This is a genomic window from Streptomyces sp. RKAG337, assembly GCF_023701715.1.
Lineage (GTDB): Bacteria > Actinomycetota > Actinomycetes > Streptomycetales > Streptomycetaceae > Actinacidiphila.
In genome coordinates, this window is sequence record NZ_JAJOZA010000001.1 from 5,562,755 (window position 1) to 5,587,537 (window position 24,783).

Consider the following 24,783-nt stretch of genomic DNA (forward strand, 5'->3'; position numbering starts at 1 on the left):
TTCCCCGCTGAGAGGACGCAGAGCATGGCCGGCGCGATGCGCAAGATGGCGGTCTACCTCGGCCTCGTGGAGGACGACGGGTACGACGGCCCGGGATTCGATCCCGACGACGAGTTCGAACCCGAGCCGGAGCCTGAGCGCAACCACAGGCCACGCAGTCAGCACAATCAGCACAATGAGCTCGCCCAGCACCAGCCACAACGGGACGAACCGGCACGACTCGTCCATGCGCCGGCGCCCCGCGAACCGCGGATCGCCCCAGTGGCGTCCATCACACCCGAACGTCACAGCATGGAGAAGAACGCACCGGTGATCATGCCCAAGGTCGTGTCCGAGCGTGAGCCCTACCGGATCACCACACTTCACCCCCGCACGTACAACGAAGCCCGTACCATCGGGGAACACTTCCGCGAGGGCACACCGGTGATCATGAATCTGACGGAGATGGACGACACGGACGCAAAGCGTCTTGTCGACTTCGCCGCCGGCCTGGTCTTCGGCCTGCACGGCAGCATCGAGCGGGTGACGCAGAAGGTGTTCCTGCTGTCGCCTGCTAACGTCGATGTCACGGCGGAGGACAAGGCCCGCATCGCCGAGGGCGGGTTCTTCAACCAGAGCTGAGCACCACACACCGAGGAAATCCGGCCACCAGGCCGAAGGCGAGCAGGGGAGAGGGACGCGCGATGAGCTACGCACTACAGGTGCTCTACATCGTGCTGATGTGCTTCCTGATCGTGCTGATCTTCCGGTTGGTGATGGATTACGTCTTCCAGTTCGCGCGCTCGTGGCAACCTGGGAAGCCGATGGTGGTGGTCCTTGAGGCCACCTACACTGTCACCGATCCGCCACTCAAGCTTCTGCGGCGGTTCATTCCGCCGCTGCGTCTCGGGGGCGTGGCGCTCGACCTGTCCTTCTTCGTATTGATGATCATCGTGCTCATCCTGCTCCGCGTTGTCGGGAGTCTGTGATGAACGATGCGGACTCCCGATATGTCGACGATCACGTTGAGGTGAAGAGATGCCGCTGACCCCCGAGGACGTGCGGAACAAGCAGTTCACGACCGTCCGCCTCCGAGAAGGTTATGACGAGGACGAGGTCGACGCCTTCCTCGATGAGGTCGAGGGAGAGCTGACCAGGCTCCTACGAGAAAACGAGGACCTGCGGGCCAAACTGGCCGCGGCCACCCGAGCCGCCGCCCAGAACCAGCAGCAGGGCATGCGCAAGCCGGAGTCGCAGGACCGTCCGGTCCCCGCGGCCATATCCGGACCGCAGCCCGTGCCGCCGCAGCAGATGGGTCCGCCCCAGCAGATGGGGCAGCCCCAGCAGCAGTCCGGCGCACTGCAGCTGCCTGCCGGGCCGAGCGCCCAGCAGCAGCACGGTCCCGGTCCGATGGGCCAGGGCCCCATGGGTCAGGGCCCGATGGGCCAGAACCCGATGGGTCAGGGTCCGATGGGCCAGAACTCGATGGGCCAGCAGCAGCACCCGATGCAGCAGCAGCACCCCATGCAGCAGCAGCATCCGATGCAGCAGCAGGGCCACCCCATGCAGCAGCAGTCGCCCGGCGGCGACAGCGCGGCCCGGGTTCTTTCACTGGCGCAGCAGACCGCCGACCAGGCGATCGCGGAGGCCCGTTCCGAGGCCAACAAGATCGTCGGCGAGGCACGCAGCCGCGCCGAGGGCCTGGAGCGGGACGCCCGTGCCAAGGCTGACGCCCTGGAGCGGGATGCGCAGGAGAAGCACCGCGTCGCGATGGGCTCGCTGGAGTCCGCCCGCGCCACGCTGGAGCGCAAGGTCGAGGACCTGCGCGGCTTCGAGCGCGAGTACCGGACCCGTCTGAAGTCCTACCTGGAGAGCCAGCTGCGCCAGCTGGAGACCCAGGCGGACGACTCGCTGGCTCCGCCGCGCGCCCCGGCCGCCGCGTCGCTGCCCGCTCCGTCCTCCATGGGCGGCGGCACGATGGGTGGATCCATGGGCGGTGGCATGGCTCCGGCCGGTGCCGGTGCGATGGGCCACAACACCGGCCAGAACCCGGCGTACGGGAACCAGGGCATGGGCCACAGCGGCCCGAACCCGACGTACGGCGGCCAGCAGCAGATGTCTCCGGCCATGACGCAGCCGATGGCTCCGGTGCGGCCGCAGAGCCCGCAGCCGCTGCAGCAGGCGCCGACGCCGATGCGTGGCTTCCTGATCGACGAGGACGACAACTAGTCGCCTGCCGCTCGGCGCGTCAGCTTTAGCGCCTGCGGCGAGCATCGGGCCGGGCCCCTGGGGATTCTTCCCTTGGGGCCCGGCCCGTTTTGCGCGCTCCGGGCCGGTGCGAGGTCGGGCCCGGGCCCTCCGGCGTGGGGGTCCGAAATCGACTATTTACGGGCCTGGCGGCCCACAAATAGCTCGGCAGCATTTCGGACCCCCACGCCTGCGGTCCCGGCCCCTCGCGTCCGAGCCCGCTCCGGCACATGGCGAAGGCCGCCGGCCATCCCTGGGGAAGGGGTGGGCGGCGGCCTTCGGTCGTTACTTACTGCTTGCGGAGGTGGAAGGTCAGGCCCAGCTGGTCGTCCGTGAACGCTTCGCCGTAGGTGGCGTCAGGGGTGCCCTGGGCGAAGTCCGTTGCCAGGACCTCGTCCGCGATCAGCGTGGCGTGTTCGGTCAGGGCGGTGGTCAGGTCGTCGCTCGCGGACTGCCAGCGGACGGCGATGCGGTCCGCCACGTCCAGGCCCGAGTTCTTGCGGGCCTCCTGGATCAGCCGGATCGCGTCGCGGGCCAGGCCTGCCAGGCGGAGTTCGGGGGTGATCTCCAGGTCCAGGGCGACGGTCGCGCCGGAGTCGGACGCCACCGACCAGCCCTCGCGCGGGGTCTCGGTGATGATCACTTCGTCCGGGGAGAGCGGGATCCGCTCGCCGTTGAACTCGACGGTGGCGGTGCCGTCGCGCAGCGCCGCGGAGAGCGCCGCCGCGTCGGCGGCCGCGACGGCCTTCGCGACATCCTGGACGCCCTTGCCGAAGCGCTTGCCGAGCGCCCGGAAGTTCGCCTTGGCCGTCGTGTCGACCAGGGATCCGCCGACCTCGGAGAGCGAGGCGAGGGAGAGCACGTTGAGTTCCTCGGTGATCTGCGTGTGCAGCGCCGGGTCGAGGGATTCGAAGCCGGCGACGGCCACCAGGGCGCGGGAGAGCGGCTGGCGGGTCTTGACGCCGGACTCGGCGCGGGTCGCGCGGCCCAGTTCCACCAGGCGGCGGACGAGCAGCATCTGCTCGGAGAGGGTCGGGTTGATCGCCGACTCGTCGGCGGCCGGCCACGAGGAGAGGTGGACGGAGTCCGGGGCGTCCGGGGTGACCGGGACGACGAGGTCCTGCCAGACCCGCTCGGCGATGAACGGCGTGAGCGGGGCCATCAGGCGGGTGATCGTCTCGACCACGTCGTGCAGGGTGCGCAGCGCGGCGGCGTCGCCCTGCCAGAAGCGGCGGCGCGAGCGGCGGACGTACCAGTTGGACAGGTCGTCGACGAAGGACGAGAGCAGCTTGCCCGCGCGCTGGGTGTCGTACGACTCCAGGGATTCGGTGACGTCACGGGTGAGGGCGTGCAGCTCGCCCAGCAGCCAGCGGTCCAGCAGCGGGCGGTCGGCCGGGGCCGGGTCGCTCGCGCTGGGGGTCCAGCCGGCGGTGCGGGCGTACAGGGCCTGGAAGGCGACGGTGTTCCAGTAGGTGAGGAGGGTCTTGCGGACCACTTCCTGGATCGTGCCGTGGCCGACCCGGCGGGCGGACCAGGGCGAGCCGCCGGCCGCCATGAACCAGCGGACGGCGTCGGCGCCGTGCTGGTCCATGAGCGCGATGGGCTCCAGGGTGTTGCCCAGGTGCTTGGACATCTTGCGGCCGTCCTCGGCGAGGATGTGGCCCAGGCAGACCACGTTCTCGTAGGCGGACCGGTCGAAGACCAGGGTGCCGACGGCCATCAGCGTGTAGAACCAGCCGCGGGTCTGGTCGATCGCCTCGGAGATGAACTGCGCGGGGTAGCTCTTCTCGAAGATCTCCTTGTTGCGGTGCGGGTAGCCCCACTGCGCGAACGGCATCGATCCCGAGTCGTACCAGGCGTCGATGACCTCGGGGACCCGGACGGCGGTGAGTTCGCAGCCTTCGCCGGTGCAGGAGAACGTGATCTCGTCGATGTACGGGCGGTGCGGGTCCAGACCGCTCTGGTCGGAGCCCGTGAGCTCCGACAGCTCGGTGAGGGAGCCCACGCACGTGAGGTGGTTCTCCTCGCAGCGCCAGATCGGCAGCGGGGTGCCCCAGTAGCGGTTGCGGGAGAGGGCCCAGTCGACGTTGTTGTTCAGCCAGTCGCCGAAGCGGCCCTGCTTGACCGAATCCGGGTACCAGTTGGTCTTCTCGTTCTCGCGCAGCATCGCGTCCTTGACGGCGGTGGTGCGGATGTACCAGGACGGCTGCGCGTAGTAGAGCAGCGCGGTGTGGCAGCGCCAGCAGTGCGGGTAGCTGTGCTCGTACGGGACGTGGCGGAAGAGGCGGCCGGTGCGCTGGAGCTCCGCGACCAGCTTTTCGTCCGCCTTCTTGAAGAACTCGCCGCCGACGAGCGGGACCTCCGGCTCGAAGGTGCCGTCGGGGCGGACCGGGTTCACCACGGGGAGGCCGTAGGCGCGGCAGACCTTGAGGTCGTCCTCACCGAAGGCGGGGGACTGGTGGACCAGACCGGTGCCGTCCTCGGTGGTGACGTACTCGGCGTTGACGATGTAGTGCGCGTCCGGGATCTCGATGAAGTCGAAGGGGCGCTCGTACGTCCAGCGCTCCATCTCGGCGCCGGTGAAGCTGACGCCGGTGGCGGTCCAGCCCTCGCCGAGGGCCTTCTCCAGCAGCGGTTCGGCGACGACCAGCTTCTCGTCGCCGTCGGTCGCCACCACGTAGGTGACCGCGGGGTGGGTGGCGACGGCGGTGTTGGAGACCAGGGTCCAGGGGGTGGTCGTCCAGACCAGTAGGGCGGCCTCGCCCGCGAGCGGGCCCGAGGTCAGCGGGAAGCGGACGAAGACGGAGGGGTCGACGATCGTCTCGTAGCCCTGCGCCAGTTCGTGGTCCGACAGGCCCGTCTGGTCCTTCGGGCACCAGGGGGCGACGCGGTAGTCCTGGACCAGCAGGCCCTTGTCGAAGATCTGCTTCAGCGACCACCACACGGACTCCACGTACTGCGGGTCCATCGTGCGGTAGGCGTCGTCCAGGTCGACCCAGTAACCCATGCGGGTCGTCAGCTCGGTGAAGGCGTCGGTGTGGCGGGTCACCGACTCGCGGCACTTCGCGTTGAACTCGGCGATGCCGTAGTCCTCGATGTCCTGCTTGCTGGTGAACCCGAGTTCCTTCTCGACGGCCAGCTCGACGGGCAGGCCGTGGCAGTCCCAGCCGGCCTTGCGGGTCACGTGGTGGCCCCGCATGGTCTTGAAGCGGGGGAAGACGTCCTTGAAGACGCGGGCCTCGATGTGGTGCGCGCCCGGCATGCCGTTGGCGGTCGGCGGGCCCTCGTAGAACACCCACTCGGGCAGCCCCTCGGACTGGTCGAGGGAGCGGGCGAAGATCTTGTTCTCGCTCCAGAAGCCGAGCACCTCGTGCTCGAGAGCGGGCAGGTCGACCTGGGCGGGTACCTGGCGGTACTGCGGCGTCATCGGTGGTGCCTCCGGCGGACTGTCACGTGTTTCCGTGTTCCGACGAAGGGACGAGAGCCTGGGCTCCCGCGGTACCACCCTTCTTGGCCCGGGAGGCGGCGCCCCCTGGACCCCCTTGATTGGGGCCGCGATGCCGGTTCTACTCGCCCTGCGGCTTTCCTCCGGCGGCTCCGGGGTGATCTTCGCGTCGCGCACACCCCCGGGCTTCCACCGTCCCCGGGTCGCTCTTGGCTGCGTGCGGCGCTACTCGTCCCTTTCCACGCCTTTCGCTGCGGCCAGTGTACGGGGCCGGGGGCCGCCCTGTCGGCCCGGTTCCGCGGGTCGGCGGGGCGGGTCCCACTGACCCGAATGGCCTGATGAAGACAACCGAAGTCCGGCCGTCCGGCGTCACTACCGGTGAATACCGGAATACCTGGTGGAACACCTGGGCACACAGGATGCAGACCTGTCGGCCCACCGGGCGTGACGGGGGGATCAAGCGGCGTGCCCCGTTGCCGCGGGTCCGGAGCCGTTTTACCGTTCCGGCACGATTCGCGAGCAAGATCACAAAATGTGAAGGGGTCGCGGCCATGGTCGTGAAGAAGACCGCCGCCAAGAAGACGACACCGGCGAAGAAGGCGGCCACCGCCGCCAAGAAGGCCGTGAAGAAGGTCGTGGCGAAGAAGACCGCGGCAGTGAAGAAGACGGGAGCCAAAAAGGTGGTTGCGAAGAAGACGGCGGCCGGTACGGTCGCGTCCGCGGTTCCCGCCTCCCGGGCGGCCGGGGAGCCCGGCGTGCTCCCGGTCCGGCCGGGGGAGGACCCCTGGTCCGCCTCCGAGGTCCTGGAGGCCCGTGCCGAGCTGCTCGCGGAGGCCGAGCGGCTGCGGGCCGAGATCGCGTCCTCGGAGGCGTCGGTGGCGGGGCTGCTGCGCGATTCCGGGGGCGGCGCGGGTGACGACGACGCCGACACCGGCACCAAGAACATCACCAGGGAGCACGAGATGTCGCTGGCGGCGACCGCCCGCGAGATGCTCGCCCAGTCCGAGCACGCCCTGGAGCGGCTCGACGAGGGCACGTACGGCCGCTGCGAGTCCTGCGGCAACCCGATCGGCAAGGCGCGGATGCAGGCCTTCCCGCGGGCGACCCTGTGCATCGACTGCAAGCAGCGGCAGGAGCGTCGCTGAACCCCTGCCCCCGGCCGGGGGGAACCCCGCGCGCGGGTGTGACGTACCCTCGTCAACAGCCAGGATCCGGCCTGGCCGGCACAAGCTGCACAAGGGCTGAGGGACTCACGTGACGGAAGCGGAGCACGGCATCGAGGAACGGGACGAAGAGGCCACGGCAGCGGCCGGAGCCCCTGAGGAGGCGCCGCTCACCGCACCCAGGGGCAAGCGGCGCATCGCCCTCCTGCTCACGGTGGCGGCGCTGGCGTACGCCCTGGACCTGCTGTCCAAGCTCTGGGTGGTCACCAGCCTCGAACACCGCGACACCCCGATCGACCTGCTCGGCAGCTGGCTGCGGCTCGAGGCGATCCGCAACGGGGGAGCGGCCTTCGGCTTCGGCCAGGGCATGACGATCGTCTTCACGATCATCGCGGCCGGGGTGATCGTGGTGATCGCCCGGCTGGCCCGCAAGCTCTACAGCCTGCCCTGGGCGATCGCGCTCGGGCTGCTGCTCGGCGGGGCCTTCGGCAACCTCACCGACCGGGTCTTCCGGTCGCCGGGGTTCCTGGAGGGGCATGTGGTGGACTTCATCGCGCCCGCCCACTTCGCGGTCTTCAACCTCGCCGACTCCGCGATCGTCTGCGGCGGCATCCTGATCGTGCTGCTGTCCTTCCGCGGCCTCGACCCGGACGGCACCCTGCACCGCGACTGAGCCGCGGCCGGGCCGCCGGCCGGCCGCCGGGTCCGGGCCGCCGGGACGGAGCTGCCACCGCCGTCCGTCATACTCGACCAGGTGAGTACCCTTCCCGAGACCCGGACCCTGCCCGTACCCGACGGCCTAGAAGGCGAGCGCGTCGACGCCGCCATCGCGCGTATGTTCGGCTTTTCGCGCACCAAGGCGGCGGAGCTGGCTGCTTCCGGGAAGGTCTCCATCGACGGCAGCCCCGCGATGAAGTCCGACCGGGTGCACGGCGGAGCCTGGCTGGAGGTCGAGATGCCGGCGCCGCCCCAGCCCGTGCAGATCGTGGCCGAGGCCGTCGAGGGCATGGTGATCGTCCATGACGACGACGATCTCGTGGTGATCTCCAAGCCGGTCGGCGTGGCCGCGCACCCCAGCCCCGGCTGGACCGGCACGACCGTCATCGGCGGCCTCGCCGCCGCCGGCTACCGGATCTCCACCTCCGGTGCCGCCGAGCGCCAGGGCATCGTGCACCGGCTCGACGTGGGCACCTCGGGGCTGATGGTCGTCGCCAAGTCCGAGCGCGCGTACACACTGCTCAAGCAGCAGTTCCGCGAGCGCGTCGTCGACAAGCGCTACCACGCGCTGGTGCAGGGCCACCCGGACCCGATGAGCGGCACCATCGACGCCCCGATCGGCCGGCACCCGAACCACGACTACAAGTGGGCCGTGATCGCCGAGGGCAAGCCCAGCGTCACGCACTACGACCTCATCGAGGCGTTCCGGCACGCGAGCCTGCTCGACATCAAGCTGGAGACCGGCCGCACCCACCAGATCCGGGTGCACATGTCCGCCCACCGCCACCCCTGCGTCGGCGACCTCACGTACGGCGCCGACCCGACGCTGTCCAAGCGGCTCGGCCTGAGCCGCCAGTGGCTGCACGCGGTGAAGCTCGGCTTCGAGCACCCGTCGGACGGCCGCTGGGTGGAGTTCGAGAGCGCGTACGCCGACGATCTCCAGCGCGCCCTGGACGTCGTCCGGGAGGACAGCGTCTGATGGACGTCCGCGTGGTCGCGGCGCGGGACGCCGACGGCATGGCGGCCGTGCACGCCATCCGTCACGAGGTCTTCGTCGTCGAGCAGAACGTCCCGGCCGAGCTGGAGTGGGACGGCAAGGACGACCGGGCCGTGCACGCGCTGGCCCCGGCCGCCGGTACCGGACGGCTGCTGCTGGGCGCCGACGCCGCCGCCAAGAACGGCGGCGACCCGGACACCGCGGTGCTCGGCCGGCTCGCGGTGCTCAAGCCCGCGCGCGGCAGCGGCGTCGGCGCCCGGCTGGTCGCCGCGCTGGAGGACGAGGCCCGCAGGCTCGGACTCGCGGGGGTCTACCTGGAGTCGCAGGTGCACGCGATCGCCTTCTACGAGCGGCTGGGCTACACCCCGTTCGGGCCGGAGTTCCCCGACGCGGGCATCGCACACCGCGCCATGCGGCGCTCCCTGGGCTGACGCCCCGCCTGTGGCACCCTGAGGCGTCCCTTCCCAGGAGTCCCAGGAGCCGCCCGCCGTGGACCAGCTCGTCCTGTTCTTCTCGCTCATGCTCGCGGCCATCGTCATGGTGCCGCTGGGCGACCGGATGGGGCTCCCGTCACCGGTCCTGATGACCCTGTTCGGCATCGTGCTGGCCCTGGTGCCACAGATCCCGAACGTGCAGATCGACCCCGATCTGATTCTGCCGATCGTCCTGCCGCCGCTGCTCTACGCGTCCGTGCAGCGCACCTCGTGGCGGCAGTTCGCGGCCAACAAGCGGGCGATCTTCCTGCTGGCGGTCGCCCTGGTCTTCGTCACGACGGCGGCCGTCGCGGTCGTCGCCAACGCGATCGTGCCCGGGGTGACGGTCGCCGCCGCGGTCGCGCTCGGCGCGCTGGTGGCGCCGCCCGACCCGGTGGCCGCGACCGCGGTGGCCGGCAGCCTGGGGCTGCCGCGGCGGATGGTCTCGATCCTGGAGGGCGAGGGGCTGTTCAACGACGTCACCGCGATCGTGCTCTACCACGTGGCGATCGCCGCGGCCGTGACCGGGAAGTTCTCCGCCGAGCACGCGGCCGGCGAACTGGTGCTGTCCGCCGTGGTCGCGGTCGCGATCGGCATGGCGCTCGGCTGGGCCGCCAACAAGCTGATGGGCATCGTCGGGGACCCGACCCTGCAGATCGGGCTGACGCTGCTGGTCCCGTTCGCCTCGTACGGCCTCGCCGAGGAGCTCGGCGGCTCCGGGGTCCTCGCGGTGCTCACCACCGCGCTCTTCCTGGCCGAGCACGCCGTCGGGGCGGACGATGTGACGGCGCGGCTGGCCGGCACCACCTTCTGGGAGATCGTCGACACCCTCGTCACCGGCGTCGCGTTCGGCCTCATCGGGCTGGAGCTGCACAACGTGTTCGCCGTCGGCGCCGGCCGCTGGGGCTCGATGCTCTCGCACGCCGGACTGGTGATCGCCGTGGTCGTCGGCGTCCGGCTGGTGTGGCTGCTGCCGGCCGCCTGGCTGGCCCGCAGGTGGCGGGACCAGCGGCACGACGAGGACATCCCGATGACCTGGCGGGAGACCGTCGTCATGTGGTGGGCGGGGATGCGCGGCGTGGCGTCCGTCGCCCTGGCCCTCGCCATCCCGCTGACCTCGGACGACGGCCCCTTCCCGGCCCGTGACGAGCTGCTGTTCATCGCCTTCGCGGTCGTCCTGGCCACCCTGGTCCTGCAAGGTCTGACGCTGCCCTGGCTGGTCAGGAGGCTCGGGGTGCGCGGCAACATCGACGCCGAGCACGACCTGGAGCGGAGGCTCGCGCTGCGTGCCACCAAGGCGGCCAAGCAGCGGCTGCGGGAGATCGAGCTGGTCGAGCCGCTGCACGAGGACGTGTCGGAGATGCTCCAGCGGCGCGCCTTCGACCTCGGGGCCCGGATCTCGCCCGACATCGTCGACGACGACCGCCGTGAGTCGCACGCCAAGCGCACCGAGCGGCTGCGGGTCATACAGCGGGTCCAGGCCGAGATGATGTCGGCCGCCCGGCACGAGGTGCTGGCCGCCCGCAGCGAGCCCGGCTCCGACCCGGAGATCGTGGACCGGGTGCTGCGCCTGCTGGACCTGCGCTCGGTGCGCTGAGCTCCGTACGCCGAGCTCCGTGGTCCGCCGTTACCGCGCGCCCGGCCCCGGGCCGATGTCGTCGGAGGTGGGCGGGGCGGCCGGCGGACGCGGCGGCTCCGCGTCCAGCCCCGGCGCGGGCGCGGTGTTCAGCCGCGGCAGCGCGTACGGGTGCTCGCGGCGCACCCACTCCAGCAGCTGCTCGCGGACGACGCAGCGGACGGTGAAGATGTCGTCCGCGTCCTTGGCGGTGACCAGCGCCCGCACCTGGATGGTGGTCGGCGTGGTGTCGATGACGACCAGCCCCCAGGCCCGCTGGTCCCACTGCTCGCACTCCTTGAGCACCAGGTGCAGCTGCTCGCGCATCAGGTCGATCGGGGCCGAGTGGTCCAGGTGGAAGAAGACGGTTCCGGTCATCATCGGGTCGCCGCGCGACCAGTTCTCGAACGGCTTGCTGGTGAAATACGACACAGGCATCGTGATGCGGCGCTCGTCCCAGGTCCGCACCGTCAGATAGGTGAGGGTGATCTCCTCGACCGTGCCCCACTCCCCATCGACCACCACGGTGTCGCCGATCCGCACCATGTCGCCGAAGGCGATCTGCAGCCCCGCGAAGATGTTGCCCAGCGTGGACTGCGCCGCGACACCGGCCACGATGCCGATGATCCCGGCCGAAGCGAGCATCGAGGCGCCGATGGTGCGCATCTCGGGGAAGGTGAACAGCATCGCGGCGATCGCCACCACGATCACGACGGCGGTCACCACCCGCTGGATCAGCGTCACCTGGGTGCGGACCCGCCGGACCCGGGCCACATTGTGCGAGGTCGAGGCGTAGCGGTCGTACGAGGCGTCCACCACCGCCGACGCGACCCGTACCGTCAGCCAGGCGCAGGCGCCGATCAGCACCAGGCTCAGGATCTGGCCGACAGCCGCCGTATGGGCCTTGGCGAGATGCGCCGCCCGGTACGAGGCGCGCAGCAGCGCCGTGCACAGCACCAGCTGGAACGGGATCCGGCAGCGGCGCAGCAGGCCCCACAGCGGGGTCTCGGGGTGCCGCGCGTCGACCTTGACGAGCGTCTTGTCCACGGCCCAGCCCACGACCAGGGTCACCACCACCGACGCTCCGATGACGATCACCGGCCGCAGCACGTTCTCCATGTCCACAGGCGCTCCCTCCGAGTGCTTTGTCCCCTGACGGTAACTGGCACCATGGACGCGTACCCGACAGCGAGTGAAGGCAGCCCCGTGAAAATCGTGATGTTCCACTCGGCCTATGGGCTCCGGGCCGCCGTGCGAGCGGCCGCCGAGCGACTGCGTGCCGCCGGGCACGAGGTGTACGTCCCCGACCTCTACGACGGCCGGACGACCGACACCGTCGAGGAGGGCATGAAGATCAAGGACGCGATCGGCCGCGAGGAACTCCTCCAGCGGGCGGTCGCCGCCGCGGCTCCGCACTCCGACCAGGGACTGGTCTACGCCGGCTTCTCGCTCGGCGGCTCCATCGCCCAGACCCTCGCGCTGGGCGACGAGAAGGCCCGCGGGCTGCTGCTCCTGCACGGCACGTCGGACATCGCGGAGGACGCGGTGACGGATCAGCTGCCGGTGCAGCTGCATGTGGCGGAGCCGGATCCGTTCGAGTCGGAGGACTGGCTCAACGCGTGGTACCTGCGGATGGCGAAGACGGGCGCGGACGTCGAGGTGTACCGGTACCGGGGAGCGGGTCACCTCTACACGGACCCGGAGCTGCCGGACTACGACGCGGAGGCCGCGGAGCGGACGTGGGCTGTCGCGCTGGGTTTCCTGGCGGATCTGGACGCTGAGTCCTGACGCCGGGGACGGGGGCAGGGGCCTCCGGGTCGCGGCTTCGAAATCGACTATTTACGAGCCTGGCGGCTCACAAATAGCTCGGCAGCATTTCGAAACCCCGACCCTGCGGCCCCTGCCCCCGGCCCCTCCGCTCGGTCTCAGCTGGCGCGGTAGGCCAGCCAGGAGTCCTTCATGCGCTGGACCTGACCCGGGGTGAACTGGGTCATGCAGGAGTCGTACGTGTAGTCCATGAAGTTCTTGATCGGGTCCAGGCCCTCGGCGGTGCAGGTGTCGCTGCCGACCGGGCACTCGAAGGCCGGCTCGCCCTCCTGCGGGGTGTCCGCGACGTAGTCGCCCGGCTCCGTGCAGCCGTCCTGGAACGTGTGGTAGAGGCCGAGCCAGTGGCCGACCTCGTGGGTGGCGGTGTCGCCCTCGTTGTAGTTGGTGACGGTGCCGCCGGGGATGGACTGGTCGAGGATGACGACGCCGTCACCCTTCGGGTCGCCCGGGTACCACTCGGGGAAGGTCGCCCAACCGAGCAGTCCGCCGCCGAGGTTGGCGCTGTAGAGGTTGAGGCTGCTCACCCCGCCCTTGCGGAGCTTGGTCTTCATGGCCTTCTCCTCGGCCGTGTCGGGGGCGACGTTGTACCAGGCCGCGTTGTCCGTGTAGTCGGTCGTGAGCAGCTTGAACGTGAACGGGGTGGCGGTGTTGCCGTCGCCCTGGCCGGCGTACGCCTTGTTCAGGACATCGATCTGGCCGGCTATCTGGCTTGCCGTGAGCTTGCCGGTGGCGCCGTCGGTGATGACGTGGAAGTAGACCGGGATCGAGATCGCCTTCGCCTTGACGGAGTTGACGCCGGACCGGCGCAGCGACGCGGTGCGGGTCTTCAGGTCGCGGTCCATCGCCTTGGCCTGCGCCGGGGTGAGGGCGTTGGGCTCGTGGGCGGTCGCGCCGGGCATCTCGCGGGCTGCGGCGTTTCCAGCAGTGCCCTCCGCACACTGCTGGGCGGACGTCGTCTTCGCGGTGGCCTTGTGGGCGCTGACGGTGCCCGCCGAGGCGGCCACCGGGGTGAACGCGAGGGCTCCCGCGATGGCCGCGGCGCCGAGCAGGCGGCGTGGGGCACGACCGGTGAGGCGGGTGGCGAGTCGGACGGAGGGGCGCATAGTTCTCCTCAACTTCACGACGGCTGGTGCGGCTGGTAACCGCTGCAGCGGAGGCTATAGAGGATCTCCGGGTACGCATCAGGGCGGGAATCAGCCCGGGCGTCGGGCAGTTGGCCGAAAACGGTCACTGCTGAGCGGGCCGGGCTGTCCGCTCGCCGGACATGACAAGGACCGGCCGCGTCCTGCCGGCCGGTCCCTGTGGGTGGGTCACTTCCCGCTGATCGCCTTGTCGATGGCGGCCATGACGGTGGCGGAGGGCTGGCCGATGACCTCGATGGCCTTGCCGTTGAGCTTGACGGTCGGGGTGCCGGTGACGCCCTCGGCCTTGTTGAACTTGTCGCTCATGGTCAGCGCCCACTTGTCGTAGGTGCCGTTCTTCACGGCGGTCTCGAAGGCCTTGTTGCCCTTGAGGGCGGGGACCTTCTGGGCCAGCTCGATCAGCTTGTCGTCGCTGCCGAACTCGTCCTTGGTCTCCTCGGGGTGGACGTCCTTGGAGTACAGCAGCGTGTGGTACTGCGTGAACGCGTCGGTGGAGACGTTCAGCGCCGCGCCCAGCGCGCTGAGCGCGTTCTTGGAACCGGTGCCGCCGTTGCCGTCGAGGAACGTGCCCATGGTGTACGTGATCTTGTACTTCTTGTCCGTGACGCCCTTCAGCACGGCCGCGCCGGACTCCTGCTCGAAGGAGGCGCAGACCGGGCAGCGCATGTCCTCGTAGGCGTCCAGGTTGTACTTGCTGGCGGGGTCGCCGATGACGACCGTCGTGCCGTCGGTGCCCGAGGTGTTGGCGGGCTTGACCAGGGTCTTCTTCGCCGCGGCCGCCCACTCGCCGGGCTTGTTCATCTCGTTGACTGCCACGGCCACGCCGCCGGCTATCGCGATCGCCGCGATGACGGCGCCGCCGACCAGCAGCTGGCGCTTGAGCTTGGCCTTCTTCGCGTGCTTCTCGCGCTCGGCGCGCAGCCGCTCACGGGCTGCCTGCTTGTTGGCCTGGCTGTTTCTGCTGCTCATGGTGATGAGGTCTCCGTGTCCATACGTTGGGTGGTGGGCGAGCCGGTGGTCAGAGAGCGACCAGCGACGGCGGACCACGCCGTACGAGGGAGTGCAGCAGCGGCCGGAACCGCGAGGGGCCGGCCTGGCCGGGCCGGGAGCGGGGCGGCCGCGGCCGGGCGGCCGGGGCGCGCAGCGCGGCGACCGCGACGAGCAGCGGCCGGAACGCGGCGGCGGCCATCGCGCGCACGACGCGCTGCAGACCGGCCTCACCGCGCCGCAGCCACCAGGAGGCGAGCAGGCCCACCGTGATGTGCGTCGCGAGCAGCAGCCACGGGCCGGTCGTCGGATCGGTGGCGGCGGGCGCCCCGGGGACGGCCGCCAGTGGACCGCCGACCTGGCCGCCGTGACACAGCAGCGCCTCGTTCAGGGAGCGCCAGGAGCCGGTGACCGGTCCGCCGCCGGGGCCGTAGCAGGTGTGCTGACCGGCGGTGAACAGCGTGTCCACCGCCAGTTCCAGCGGCACCAGCAGCCCGGCGATCGGCCAGAAGCCGCGCTCCCGGCCGCCGAGCGCGTAGGCCAGCGCGAAGACCGCGCCGTAGGCCCCCGCCACCGTCACCAGCGGCAGGGGCGTGTGCGACATCAGTACGTGCGAGGTGGAGGAGAGAGTGACGCACAACGCCGCGAAGAGCGCGGCACGCAGCGCCCTCAGCGGTGGTCGTATGTCCTTCATGGCGGAGAGTGTGCCATGCCGATCCGTAGGTGGGGCCTAAGGGCCCCCAACCTGTGTGACTAAAGGCCCGGGATCCGGCCGTTGCGGAACAGGTCGACGAAGATCTGGTGGTCGGCGCGGGCCCGGGCGCCGTAGGCGTGGGCGAAGTCCACCAGCATCGCGGCGAAGCCCTCCTCGTCCTGCCCGATGGCCTCGTCGATGGCGTCCTCGGTGGAGAACGGCACCAGCGAGTGGCCGCTCTCGTCGTCAGCGGCGGCGTGCATCGCGGCGGTCGCCCGGCCGAGGTCCGCGACGACGGCCTCGAGCTGCGCCGGGTCGTCGAGGTCCGACCAGTCGAGGTCCACCGCGTACGGGGAGACCTCGGCGACCAGCTGCCCGACGCCGTCCAGCTCGGTCCAGCCCAGCCACGGGTCGGCGTGCGCCTGCAGGGCGCGCTGGGAGATCACCGTGCGGTGGCCCTCGTGCCGGAAGTAGCCGCGCACCGCCGGATCGGTGATGTGCCGGGAGACCGCCGGGGTCTGCCCCTGCTTCATGTAGATCACGACGTCGTTCTCCAGCGCGTCGGTGGTGCCCTCCAGCAGCAGGTTGTACGAGGGCAGGCCGGCGCTGCCGATGCCGATGCCGCGGCGGCCGACGACGTCCTTGACGCGGTGGCTGTCCGGGCGGATCAGGCTGGCCTCGGGGAGGGTCTCCAGATACGCGCCGAAGGCGGCGAGCACCTTCTCGCGGGTCGCCTCGTCCAGCTCGATGGCGCCGCCGCCGGGCAGGAAGCGGCGGTCCCAGTCGCGGACCTCGGTCATGGAGTCGAGCAGTCCGAAACGGGTCTGCGAGCGGGCGTGCCGCAGCGCGCCGAGCAGCGGGCCCTGCGCGCTGTCCAGGGTGAGCGGCGGCAGGCCCTCATCCTTGGACAGCTCGCGGATGCGGTCGCGGTAGGCGGCGGCGTAGCTGCGCACCAGGCCGGTGATCGTGTCGTCGCCGAGTGCCTTGGTGTAGCCGATGAGGGCGACGGAGGCGGCGAAGCGCTTCAGGTCCCAGGTGAACGGGCCGACGTAGGCCTCGTCGAAGTCGTTGACGTTGAAGACCAGCCGGCCGTTGGCGTCCATGTAGGTGCCGAAGTTCTCGGCGTGCAGGTCGCCGTGGATCCACACCCGGCCGGTGCGCTCGTCCACATACGGCCCGCTGTCCTTGCCGTCCTCCAGGTCGGAGTAGAACAGGCAGGCCGTGCCCCGGTAGAAGGCGAACGCGGACGCGGCCATCTTGCGGAACTTGACGCGGAACGCGGCCGGATCCGCGGCCAGCAGCTCGCCGAACGCGGTACCGAAGACGTCGAGGATCTTCGCACCGCGCTGCTCGTCGGTGATGTGTGCGATGGGCATCGCTGCCGCCCCTCCAGGGCTCGTGCCGTAGATCTTCCAACGGGCGAGCCTACGCGGCGGGCCGACGGCCGGCTGGGGCGGGACGGCAACCCCATGGCGGTGGTGGCGGCGGCGGTGGAGCGGAATTACCCGTCCGCAAATACCCGGGACCGGATATCGCGATACGTGGCACATACCGGCATCGAATATGCCGGGGGCCGGGAATTCGATCGTGCGTTCCCTGAAGGGCGAGCCGCGGAGCCGTTCGCGGAGCCGGCCGCGGGACAGGAGGAGCGGTGGCACCCCAGGGCCCAGGGGTACCACCGCTCCGGGCCGGTCGCGTGCGACCAGCCTGAGGTCAGTTGTGGCCGAACCTCTTCTGGTGCCGGCGGGAGACCTGCTCAGAGGTCGGAAGTACCTGCTCCTGGGCGGCGCTGCTCTTCGCCTGCTCCTGGGCCTCCGCAGCCTGGCTGCGTTCCTGCTCCTGGGCCTTGCGCTCGCGATTCTTGTTCTTACCCACGATCGTCCCTCCTAAAGGGGATCTCGGACGTTGAACCGCTATCAGGCTTGCACGCGAGTACGAAGCGCGCATTTCGGGCAGGTGGTGGAGGAGGAGCCCCTTAATTTCGGAAACCGCCACGCCGATGATCGAGTTCCGGCTTATAACGTCCCGATATTGGGGCAGACTCGGGGAAAATCCGTGCCGGGGGACGACCGGAAGAGGTGCAACATGGACCGCTGCGTTGTCCTGGTGGACGCCGGATATCTCCTGGGCGCCGCGGCGAGCCTTCTGGCCGGTGAACCTTCCCGGTCGCGTATCACCGTCGACCACGCCGCCGTGGTCGCGGGCCTCCGCGAACGCGCGGAGCTGGAGACCGGGCAGCCGCTGCTGCGGATCTACTGGTTCGACGGCGCCCCCGACCGCGTCCCGCAGCCGGAGCACCGGCGGCTGCGCGTCATGCCGCGCGTCACCGTCCGGCTGGGCGCGCTGACCCGGACCGACGGCCGCTGGGCGCAGAAGGGCGTCGACGCCGCCATGCACGCCGAGCTCTCCGAGCTCGCCCGCAACCGGGCCTGCTCCGACGTGGTGCTGGTGACCGGCGACGGCGATCTGCTGCCCGGCATGATGTCCGCGAAGGAACACGGCGTCGCCGTGCACCTGTGGGCCGTGCAGGCCGCCGACGGGGACTACAACCAGTCCGAGGACCTGGTCGCCGAGGCCGACGAGCGCCGGGTGCTGGACCGCGAGTGGATCACCCGGGCGATCCGGGCCCGCGAGGTCGCCGGCGTCTGCGCGCCGCCCACCCCGCGCCCCGAGATCCAGGCGATCCTGTCCGCGCCGCTGCCCGAGCCCTCGGGCTCCTCGGGCGGCGGCACCGGACACCCGGGCTCCCACCCCGGCACCGGACACCCGGGCTCCCACCCCGACGCCCACCCGGCGAAGAACGGCACGGCCCCGGCACCCGCCGACACCGAGCACCCCGACGCGGCCGCCGCCGCTGCCGCCGCCAAGGGGGTGCCCACCCCCAAGGACCTCGCGGGGCTCGGCCGCGTCCAGCAGGCCCCGGTCCCGCACCCCGTCCCCAACGCCACGCTCCGCTGGTCGTCCGACAAGACCTGGTCGGAACGCGGCCCCGGCAACGGCCCCGACGTGCCGGACACCAGCGGCCTGCCGACGCTCGCCCAGCTCACCAGCGCGGAACAGCGCTGGGCGGACCGCGAGGCCGACATCACCGCCGTCAGCGGCGACCCCTTCGAGGTCGGCCAGGTCTTCGCCCGCCGCTGGATCGCCCGCCTCACCGACGCCGCCCACCTGCAGGCCCTGTCCACGCACTACCCGCGCGTGCCGCACCGCATCGACGGCGAGCTGCTGCGCTACGCCGCGCGCTTCGGACTGCTCGCGCACAAGGACGACCAGATCGACGAGCACGACCGGTACGCCATCCGGGCGGGCTTCTGGCGCGAGGTCGACGCCCGCACGGTCGCCGAACACGCCCCCGCGGGCGACTGACCGCCGGGCAGGGGCCGGGACCGGTGCGCGCCGGTCCGGCATTTGAGGGCAGAACCGGACCCGAGGCGCGGACCGGGCGCCGCGACGCGTACTCTCGATCCTCGTGAGTACGGGCACGGAGCAGGCGGCGCCCAGCACAGCCGCCACCGCCCGCGATGCGGTGATCGCCGTACGCGGGCTGGTCAAGACCTACCCGGCCGGGCGTGGCCGGCGAGGCGCCGCGACCCCTGCTGTCCGCGCGAGCGACGGCATCGACCTCGACATCCGGCGCGGCGAGATCTTCGGACTGCTCGGACCCAACGGCGCCGGGAAGTCCACCCTCGTCCGCCAGCTCACCGGGCTGCTGCGGCCGGACTCCGGCGCCATCGGCATGCTCGGCCACGACCTCGTACGCCACCCCGAACGCGCCTCCCGGCTGATCGGCTACCTCGGGCAGGAATCCACCGCCCTGGACGAGCTGACCGTGTCACTGGCCGCCGAGACCACCGGCCGGCTGCGCGGCCTGGACGCCCGCACCGCGCGGGCCGAGCGCGACGCCGTGCTGGCGGAACTGGGCCTCACCGAGCTGGCCGGACGGGCCATCAAGCGGCTCTCCGGCGGCCAGCGGCGGCTGGCGTGCTTCGCCGCCACGCTGGTGGGGGAGCGGCCGGTGCTGGTCCTGGACGAGCCGACCACCGGCATGGACCCGGTCGCCCGGCGGGCGGTGTGGGCGGCGGTCGACCGCCGCCGCGCCGAGCACGGGGCCACCGTCGTACTGGTCACGCACAACGTCATCGAGGCCGAGACCGTGCTCGACCGGGTCGCGGTGATCGACAACGGGCGGGTCATCGCCTGTGACACCCCGGCCGGGCTCAAGGTGCTCGTCGCGGACGAGGTCAGGCTCGACCTCGTCTGGCGCGACGAGCCGCCGCTGCACCTGCCCGAGGTGGCCGCGCTGCGCCCCGCCGCCCAGGTCTCCGGCCGCCGCTGGACGCTCCGGCTCCCGCAGGCGCGGGCCCGCGCCGTGATCGCCGAGATCACCGGCGGCCAGGCCTTCGCCGCACTCGACGACTTCACACTCGCCACCCCGAGCCTCGAAGACGTGTACCTGGCCCTCGGCGGCCGTCAGAAGGGACTGGTCAAGGCATGACGTCTGTCTGCGGCGGGCTTCCGCACCGCCGTACGCCCCGGAGCGCACGGTGAGCGCGGCCGCGCCCGTGGTCCCGGGCACGACCGGCGCCACGCCCGGCACCGTCCCGGCCGTCCGTGAGGACTCCGCCGCCGCACCGCTCGCGCCGCGCGCCCGGCTGCTGCCCGCGCTGGGCGCCGTGTACCGGGCGCAGCTGTCGCGCGCCCGGGTGGCGCGGATCCCGCTGCTGTTCGTGGCCACGTTCCAGTCGGTCGGCATCATGGTGATGCTGCGCGGGGTCGTCGACGGCGGCGACGCCGAGGCGGCGCGCGCGGTGGTCGCCGGGTCCAGCGTGCTGGTGGTGGCCTTCGTCGCGCTCAACCTGCTCGCCCAGTACTTCGGCCAGCTGCGCGCCTCCGGCGGCCTCGACCACTACGCGACGCTGCCGGTGCCGCCCGCCGCGGTGGTGCTGGGCGCGGCGGGCGCGTACGCCTCGTTCACGGTGCCCGGCACGATCGCCACGGCGGTCACCGGATGTGTGCTCTTCCAGCTGCCGCTGGTGAACCTGTGGGTGCTGGCGGCGGTCGTCCCGCTCGCCGGAGCCGCGCTGGCCGGGCTCGGCGCGGCGCTGGGGCTGCTGGCCCCGAAGCAGGAACTGGCCACGCTCTTCGGTCAGCTGGGCATGTCGGCGGCACTGCTGCTGGGCGTGCTGCCGGCCGGGAACATGCCCGCACCGATCGGTCTCGTCCGGGATCTGCTGCCGTCCACGTACGGCGTGGAGGCCTTCGCCCGCACCTTCGACCCGCATCCGGACTGGGTCATGGTGGGTGCGGATCTGTCGGTGTGCGCGGCCGTCGGCGTGGTGTCGCTGGCCGCCGCCACCTGGGCGTACCGCCGAGCCGCCTGCCGGTGAAGCGGATGCGTGAAGGCCCGCAGAGCATCCTTGGCAGGGTGGCGGTGGGCGACGGGCGGGCTGGACCTGGCACGATGGGCGGGTGACCGCACCCCTGACGCCGCACGACCAGCCGCCGCCCCTGCCGCAGTACCCGGGCGCGGAGTTCTCCGGCGACGCATCGAAGGACGGACGTGCGGCGTTCACCGCCGAACTGCGGGAGGGCGCGCTGGTCGCCGTCGCGGTGGCGGTGACCGGGGTCGTGCTCGGGCTGCTGTGGCTGTGGCTCGCGCCCCTCATCCCGATGGTCTCCGACGGCAAGGCCATCTACCTCAGGGACAGCGAGGGCGAGGAAGCGGTCGGCGCCGACGGCACCTTCGTGCTGCTGGGACTCGCGATGGGCGCGGTGACGGCGGCCCTGGTCTTCTGGCGCCGGCGGCGCGGCGGCATCGGGGTCGTGCTCGGCCTGGCGGTCGGCGGGCTGCTCGGCTCGGTGCTCGCCTGGCGCCTCGGGGTCTGGCTCGGCCCGACGAGCGATCTGATCGCGCATGCCAAGGAGGTCGGCCCGAAGGTCGTCTTCGACGGCCCGCTGCGGCTGCGCGCCAAGGGCGCCCTCGTCGCCTGGCCGGCTGCGGCCATGCTCGTACACCTCTGCCTGACGTCGGCCTTCGGGCCGCGTGAACCGCAGCAGCCGCAGTCGTGGGACACGTCGTACCCGGCACCGCACCCGGCGCCCCACCCCGCTCCGGGCCAGGGACCGTTCACGGCGCCGCCGGCCGACCGGAACCCGGCGGACCGGAACCCGGCCGATCAGAACCCGCCCGCCCAGGGATCCGGCGACCAGGACCCCTGGCAGCGGGAGTCCTGAGCACGGGAGCCCTGAACGCGGGGGGCCCGCGGTCTACGCCGGGCGCCGGCCGTGGTTGGCGCGGCGCTTCCTGATCCGCCATTTCCGCATGCGGGTGCGTCGGGACATGGTGTCGGCTCCCCTCGTCGCGGGTGCTCCGTCCGGGACACCGTGCGCGCATCGGGCGCAATCGTCCAGAAGGACTGCGGGGTTCCGCTAAATCTGCTGGATCCGGGCGACCGGCGCGGTGCTCGCGCCGGTGAGCCGGACCAGGTCCTGCGGGGCGAGTTCGACCTCCAGGCCGCGCTTGCCGGCCGAGACGAACACCGTGGTGTGGGTCAGGGCGGAGACGTCCACGACCGTGCGCAGCCGCTTGCGCTGGCCCAGCGGGGAGATGCCGCCCAGCACGTAACCCGTGGTGCGTTCGGCCGCCGCGGGATCGGCCATCGCGGCGCGCTTGCCGCCGACCGCGGACGCGAGCGCCTTGAGGTCGAGCGAACCGGCGACCGGGACCACGGCGACGGTCAGCGCCCCGTCGACATCGGCGACCAGCGTCTTGAACACCCGCTCGGGAGCCGTGCCCAGCGCCTCGGCGGCCTCGCCGCCGTACGAGGCGGCCGCCGGGTCGTGGGCATAGGCGTGGACGGTGAAGGCGGCGCCGTCCTGCTCCAGCGCGACGGTGGCGGGGGTGCCGCCGGTGGTCGCCTTGGACTTCCTGGCCATGACGTGCCGTCTCCGATCGGTGGTCCTGTCGGTGGTCCCGCCGGTTGCTCCGTACGCTCCGGCGGTCAGTTGAGGCTGGCCGGCTGACGGGTCAGGTCGACGGCGGGCAGCGAGGGGAGCTTGCCGATGACGGCGGCCTCGCGGCGCAGCAGCGGCAGCTCGGCCGCCAGCCGGGCCGCGGTGTCCGGCGCCTCCAGCAGCAGCTGCTTGGCCGGGGTCTCGAAGATCGTCGCGGCGGCCACCAGATAGGACAGCACGGACGGGTCGTCGGGCAGTTCCTGCACCGCGACGAGGGTGCGGTCCTGGGCTCCGGCGAGGCGCTTCTGATAGGTGCGGAAGGCCCTGGCGACACCGGCGGCCAGCGTGCCCGCCCCCTCGCCCGGCTCCTCCGGCAGCTCCTCCACCTCGGCGGTCAGATACGGACCCGACGCGTCGACCGACAGCAGCCGGAAGCGGGTGGTGCCGGTGGCGACCACCTCGAAACCGCCGTCCTCGCGCTCACCGATGGTGGCGGCCTCCGCGATGCACCCGACCTGGAACAGCGACTTGGCCGGATCGGGGCCGAGCCCGGCCCCCGCGGTGGTGTCCACCCCGTCCGGGCCGGTCGGTGCCACCTCGTTCCCGTCCTTGATGGCGACCACGGCGAAGCGGCGCGGGGCGTCCTCGGGCAGCGCGAGCAGATCGCCCACGAGCGCGCGGTACCGCTCCTCGAAGATGTGCAGGGGCAGAACGAGGCCCGGGAAAAGGGCCGAGTTCAGCGGGAAGAGCGGAAGGCGAGCGGTCACAATCGGACAGCGTACGTGCTGCTCCGGTCGCCGGACGGGGTGCTTTCGCCGCGCAAGCTTCACCGGGTCGCTCCGTACCGTCCCCGTGACGACACGCCCTAGCCCCTGCGCAGCAGCCGGGAGGCGCCCGCCGCGACGGTGGTGGCCAGGATCCAGCCCAGCAGGACGAGGACGGTGGCCGCCCACTGCGCGCCGCCGGACGGTTTCCAGGCGCTGTCCTGGCCCAGGTCGATGACGGGCAGCAGCAGGTCCAGGGCGTACAGCGGAGCGCTCCAGTGCGGGGCCTCGTCGGGTTTGAGCGCGGGCGGCGCGTGGAGGCTGAAGAAGGTGGCGCCGATCGCCCACAGCACCGCCATCCACACGGCGGCCCGGCCCGGCCGGTACCCGTAGCCGACGGTGATGTCCTGGAGATACCCCCACAGCGTGCCGGCCAGCGGCAGCGCCTCACGGCGGCGGCGCTGCTTGGCGAGCAGCACCTCGCGCGCGTCGGAGTCCTCACCGCCGGCCCGCAGCGCCGCGGCGAGGTGCTCGTACGGTTCCGGGCTGTACTCGGGGTGGCGGCGGCCAGCCAGGCGATGCGGTCGCGCAGCGGGAACGCCCCCGCCGGGCTGAGCGTGGTGTAGCTGAAGCCCGCCAGGTCCAGGCCGCCGGACTCCGGCCAGCTCTGCCGGGTGTCGGTGAGGTTGCCCACCCGGGCGCCGGCCAGCGAGACGGTGCCGGTCGGCGGCTGGCCGAGCGTGAAGCGCAGTTCCGGCGTCTGGATCCGCCGCAGCGACAGCTGCTGGGAGCCGGTGAGCCGGAACCGCGCCCGGGTGATGATCACCGCGTTGCCGAACCGGCCGTCGTCCAGCCGGACCGCGCCCTCACAGCTGAAGTTGCGGGTCCGCACCCCGGCGGGCGGGGTGCCGCCGCTGTCCCCGCCGGTGGCCATCCAGCCGGCGCTCAGATAGAGGGTGTGCTCGACGGTGACCCGCGCGGCGTTCAGCGCGTAACGGCCGTAGGGGTTGTGCAGCAGGCTGCCGCGCAGGCTCAGCCGCCCGCCGATCCGGGCGCTGCGCAGGCTGATCTCACCGGTCACGTCCATCAGCTCGGCCTCGACGTCCTGGGCGACGCTGAGCCCGTCGGCGGCGATCGCCCGGCCGTGCCGGTCGCGGCCCACCGTGAGCTGGTTGAGCAGCAGATCGGTGCCGATGTGCGCGTCGGTGAGCCGTATGCCGCCCTCGATGGCGCACTGCGGCAGATGCAGATCGCCGGTGGTGGTGAGGCGGGCCGCCTCCAGGCGGGGGATCGAGCAGTGCACCATGCGCAGCGTCGTGAACTGGCACTCGGGCAGCAGGATCTGCTGGTCGAAGTGGCAGTCGTGCAACTCCACGTACGGGGTGACCTGGCCGCCCGACAGATTCAGCTGGCCGCTGATCCGGGCCCCGGAGAGCTTGACGCACGCGACCCGGCCGGGCTCGGCGGGCGGCCCGTCCAGCAGGAGCGTGGCGATCACTTCGGCGCGTACCGTCCGCTCCGGGCCCCAGGCCCGGTCGGTGGCCGGGTCGTCCCGCTCGGGGATGCCGGTGCGCAGGTCGTGCACCACGCCCCGGCGGAAGGCGCTCCACAGATCCTTCTCCGGCTCGGTCCAGTCACCCGGCGCCCTGATCCCCGACGGCTCGGTCACCGCGTCCCCTCCCGGTTCCGTGTCGCACCGTGCGACACACGGAACCGTAGCCCGGCGTGATCACCGGCCGGGGACGTATCAGGGAGTGGAACCGGAGAACGGCTGAGAAC

General features: G+C 71.6%; 22 protein-coding genes and 1 pseudogene. 13 read left to right on the forward strand and 10 right to left on the reverse strand.

What is annotated here, in order from left to right:
* Positions 1–24: 24 nt before the first annotated feature.
* The 3 genes from LNW73_RS24675 to LNW73_RS24685 all read left to right on the forward strand — a co-directional run bounded on the left by LNW73_RS24675 (position 25) and on the right by LNW73_RS24685 (position 2,208).
* On the forward strand, positions 25–621 hold the full coding sequence (locus LNW73_RS24675; protein ID WP_138356951.1) for a cell division protein SepF: 597 nt from the start codon (positions 25–27) through the stop codon (positions 619–621).
* A 62-nt stretch (positions 622–683) separates the two neighbouring features.
* Positions 684–968 carry a YggT family protein gene (locus LNW73_RS24680; RefSeq protein WP_138356950.1) on the forward strand — a complete coding sequence of 95 codons (285 nt, stop codon included), beginning with the start codon at positions 684–686 and terminating at the stop codon, positions 966–968.
* Between the two features lie 49 nt (positions 969–1,017).
* The gene (locus LNW73_RS24685) at positions 1,018–2,208 is read left to right on the forward strand and encodes a DivIVA domain-containing protein (protein WP_250975424.1); all 1,191 of its coding nucleotides are present in this window, start codon (positions 1,018–1,020) and stop codon (positions 2,206–2,208) included.
* Between the two features lie 307 nt (positions 2,209–2,515).
* Here the strand turns inward: LNW73_RS24685 and ileS are convergent, their stop codons facing one another.
* Complete coding sequence (gene ileS / locus LNW73_RS24690; RefSeq protein ID WP_250991422.1) at positions 2,516–5,653, reverse strand: isoleucine--tRNA ligase; 3,138 nt, start codon at positions 5,651–5,653, stop codon at positions 2,516–2,518.
* Between the two features lie 569 nt (positions 5,654–6,222).
* Between ileS and LNW73_RS24695 the strand changes: the two genes are divergently transcribed.
* The 5 genes from LNW73_RS24695 to LNW73_RS24715 all read left to right on the forward strand — a co-directional run bounded on the left by LNW73_RS24695 (position 6,223) and on the right by LNW73_RS24715 (position 10,618).
* Positions 6,223–6,816, forward strand: a complete 594-nt coding sequence (locus LNW73_RS24695; protein ID WP_250975422.1) for a TraR/DksA family transcriptional regulator — start codon at positions 6,223–6,225, stop codon at positions 6,814–6,816.
* 109 nt (positions 6,817–6,925) lie between these two features.
* On the forward strand, positions 6,926–7,507 hold the full coding sequence (lspA, locus tag LNW73_RS24700; protein ID WP_250975421.1) for a signal peptidase II: 582 nt from the start codon (positions 6,926–6,928) through the stop codon (positions 7,505–7,507).
* A gap of 81 nt (positions 7,508–7,588) precedes the next feature.
* Positions 7,589–8,530, forward strand: coding sequence for an RluA family pseudouridine synthase (locus tag LNW73_RS24705; protein ID WP_250975420.1), 942 nt, complete (start codon positions 7,589–7,591; stop codon positions 8,528–8,530).
* Complete coding sequence (locus LNW73_RS24710) at positions 8,530–8,979, forward strand: GNAT family N-acetyltransferase (RefSeq protein WP_250991423.1); 450 nt, start codon at positions 8,530–8,532, stop codon at positions 8,977–8,979. Before LNW73_RS24705 ends, LNW73_RS24710 begins: the two co-directional genes overlap by 1 nt.
* Positions 8,980–9,037: 58 nt before the next feature.
* The gene (locus LNW73_RS24715; RefSeq protein WP_250991424.1) at positions 9,038–10,618 is read left to right on the forward strand and encodes a Na+/H+ antiporter; all 1,581 of its coding nucleotides are present in this window, start codon (positions 9,038–9,040) and stop codon (positions 10,616–10,618) included.
* Positions 10,619–10,648: 30 nt separating this feature from the next.
* On the opposite strand, the gene LNW73_RS24720 is transcribed toward LNW73_RS24715, so the two are convergent.
* A complete protein-coding gene (locus LNW73_RS24720) occupies positions 10,649–11,755 on the reverse strand; it encodes a mechanosensitive ion channel family protein (RefSeq protein ID WP_250993028.1) in 1,107 nt (368 codons plus the stop codon).
* A gap of 51 nt (positions 11,756–11,806) precedes the next feature.
* Between LNW73_RS24720 and LNW73_RS24725 the strand changes: the two genes are divergently transcribed.
* A complete protein-coding gene (locus LNW73_RS24725) occupies positions 11,807–12,424 on the forward strand; it encodes a dienelactone hydrolase family protein (protein ID WP_250991425.1) in 618 nt (205 codons plus the stop codon).
* Positions 12,425–12,561: 137 nt separating this feature from the next.
* Here LNW73_RS24725 and LNW73_RS24730 read toward each other — a convergent pair whose 3' ends face one another.
* The 5 genes from LNW73_RS24730 to LNW73_RS24750 all read right to left on the reverse strand — a co-directional run bounded on the left by LNW73_RS24730 (position 12,562) and on the right by LNW73_RS24750 (position 17,161).
* Positions 12,562–13,566, reverse strand: coding sequence for a zinc metalloprotease (locus LNW73_RS24730; protein WP_250991426.1), 1,005 nt, complete (start codon positions 13,564–13,566; stop codon positions 12,562–12,564).
* A 207-nt stretch (positions 13,567–13,773) separates the two neighbouring features.
* Positions 13,774–14,574 (reverse strand): thioredoxin domain-containing protein, encoded by an 801-nt coding sequence (locus tag LNW73_RS24735; protein WP_250991427.1) that lies wholly within the window; start codon positions 14,572–14,574, stop codon positions 13,774–13,776.
* A gap of 49 nt (positions 14,575–14,623) precedes the next feature.
* Entirely contained in the window at positions 14,624–15,286 is a 663-nt protein-coding gene (locus tag LNW73_RS24740; protein ID WP_250991428.1) for a hypothetical protein, read from the reverse strand.
* A 59-nt stretch (positions 15,287–15,345) separates the two neighbouring features.
* Positions 15,346–16,662, reverse strand: a complete 1,317-nt coding sequence (locus LNW73_RS24745; RefSeq protein WP_250975413.1) for a DUF2252 domain-containing protein — start codon at positions 16,660–16,662, stop codon at positions 15,346–15,348.
* Positions 16,663–16,999: 337 nt separating this feature from the next.
* Entirely contained in the window at positions 17,000–17,161 is a 162-nt protein-coding gene (locus tag LNW73_RS24750) for a hypothetical protein (RefSeq protein WP_250975412.1), read from the reverse strand.
* Positions 17,162–17,371: 210 nt separating this feature from the next.
* Here LNW73_RS24750 and LNW73_RS24755 point away from each other — a divergent pair, with 210 nt between their 5' ends.
* The 4 genes from LNW73_RS24755 (at position 17,372) to LNW73_RS24770 (ending at position 21,520) form a co-directional block, all read left to right on the forward strand.
* Positions 17,372–18,652: an NYN domain-containing protein gene (locus LNW73_RS24755; protein WP_250991429.1), complete on the forward strand. Its 1,281-nt coding sequence runs from the start codon at positions 17,372–17,374 to the stop codon at positions 18,650–18,652.
* A 103-nt stretch (positions 18,653–18,755) separates the two neighbouring features.
* Positions 18,756–19,781 (forward strand): ABC transporter ATP-binding protein, encoded by a 1,026-nt coding sequence (locus LNW73_RS24760; protein ID WP_374117222.1) that lies wholly within the window; start codon positions 18,756–18,758, stop codon positions 19,779–19,781.
* A 67-nt stretch (positions 19,782–19,848) separates the two neighbouring features.
* Positions 19,849–20,673 carry an ABC transporter permease gene (locus LNW73_RS24765; protein WP_250993029.1) on the forward strand — a complete coding sequence of 275 codons (825 nt, stop codon included), beginning with the start codon at positions 19,849–19,851 and terminating at the stop codon, positions 20,671–20,673.
* An 82-nt stretch (positions 20,674–20,755) separates the two neighbouring features.
* Positions 20,756–21,520 carry a hypothetical protein gene (locus LNW73_RS24770; protein WP_250991430.1) on the forward strand — a complete coding sequence of 255 codons (765 nt, stop codon included), beginning with the start codon at positions 20,756–20,758 and terminating at the stop codon, positions 21,518–21,520.
* 195 nt (positions 21,521–21,715) lie between these two features.
* Here LNW73_RS24770 and ybaK read toward each other — a convergent pair whose 3' ends face one another.
* From ybaK to LNW73_RS24785, 3 genes and pseudogenes are all read right to left on the reverse strand, one after another.
* On the reverse strand, positions 21,716–22,222 hold the full coding sequence (gene ybaK / locus LNW73_RS24775; protein ID WP_250975409.1) for a Cys-tRNA(Pro) deacylase: 507 nt from the start codon (positions 22,220–22,222) through the stop codon (positions 21,716–21,718).
* Between the two features lie 65 nt (positions 22,223–22,287).
* Entirely contained in the window at positions 22,288–23,010 is a 723-nt protein-coding gene (locus tag LNW73_RS24780) for an LON peptidase substrate-binding domain-containing protein (protein WP_250980119.1), read from the reverse strand.
* A gap of 95 nt (positions 23,011–23,105) precedes the next feature.
* A pseudogene (locus LNW73_RS24785) lies at positions 23,106–24,673 on the reverse strand (oxidoreductase).
* Positions 24,674–24,783 lie beyond the last annotated feature (110 nt).

What these genes read in the sequence shown, in the direction of transcription:
- LNW73_RS24675 (WP_138356951.1), top strand. Translation starts at nt 25, where the DNA reads ATGGCCGGCGCGATGCGCAAGATGGCGGTCTACCTCGGCCTCGTGGAG.
- LNW73_RS24680 (WP_138356950.1), top strand. Translation starts at nt 684, where the DNA reads ATGAGCTACGCACTACAGGTGCTCTACATCGTGCTGATGTGCTTCCTG.
- LNW73_RS24685 (WP_250975424.1), top strand. Translation starts at nt 1,018, where the DNA reads ATGCCGCTGACCCCCGAGGACGTGCGGAACAAGCAGTTCACGACCGTC.
- ileS (WP_250991422.1), bottom strand. Translation starts at nt 5,653, where the DNA reads ATGACGCCGCAGTACCGCCAGGTACCCGCCCAGGTCGACCTGCCCGCT.
- LNW73_RS24695 (WP_250975422.1), top strand. Translation starts at nt 6,223, where the DNA reads ATGGTCGTGAAGAAGACCGCCGCCAAGAAGACGACACCGGCGAAGAAG.
- LNW73_RS24710 (WP_250991423.1), top strand. Translation starts at nt 8,530, where the DNA reads ATGGACGTCCGCGTGGTCGCGGCGCGGGACGCCGACGGCATGGCGGCC.
- LNW73_RS24720 (WP_250993028.1), bottom strand. Translation starts at nt 11,755, where the DNA reads ATGGAGAACGTGCTGCGGCCGGTGATCGTCATCGGAGCGTCGGTGGTG.
- LNW73_RS24725 (WP_250991425.1), top strand. Translation starts at nt 11,807, where the DNA reads ATGGACGCGTACCCGACAGCGAGTGAAGGCAGCCCCGTGAAAATCGTG.
- LNW73_RS24730 (WP_250991426.1), bottom strand. Translation starts at nt 13,566, where the DNA reads ATGCGCCCCTCCGTCCGACTCGCCACCCGCCTCACCGGTCGTGCCCCA.
- LNW73_RS24735 (WP_250991427.1), bottom strand. Translation starts at nt 14,574, where the DNA reads ATGAGCAGCAGAAACAGCCAGGCCAACAAGCAGGCAGCCCGTGAGCGG.
- LNW73_RS24740 (WP_250991428.1), bottom strand. Translation starts at nt 15,286, where the DNA reads ATGAAGGACATACGACCACCGCTGAGGGCGCTGCGTGCCGCGCTCTTC.
- LNW73_RS24745 (WP_250975413.1), bottom strand. Translation starts at nt 16,662, where the DNA reads ATGCCCATCGCACACATCACCGACGAGCAGCGCGGTGCGAAGATCCTC.
- LNW73_RS24755 (WP_250991429.1), top strand. Translation starts at nt 17,372, where the DNA reads ATGGACCGCTGCGTTGTCCTGGTGGACGCCGGATATCTCCTGGGCGCC.
- ybaK (WP_250975409.1), bottom strand. Translation starts at nt 22,222, where the DNA reads ATGGCCAGGAAGTCCAAGGCGACCACCGGCGGCACCCCCGCCACCGTC.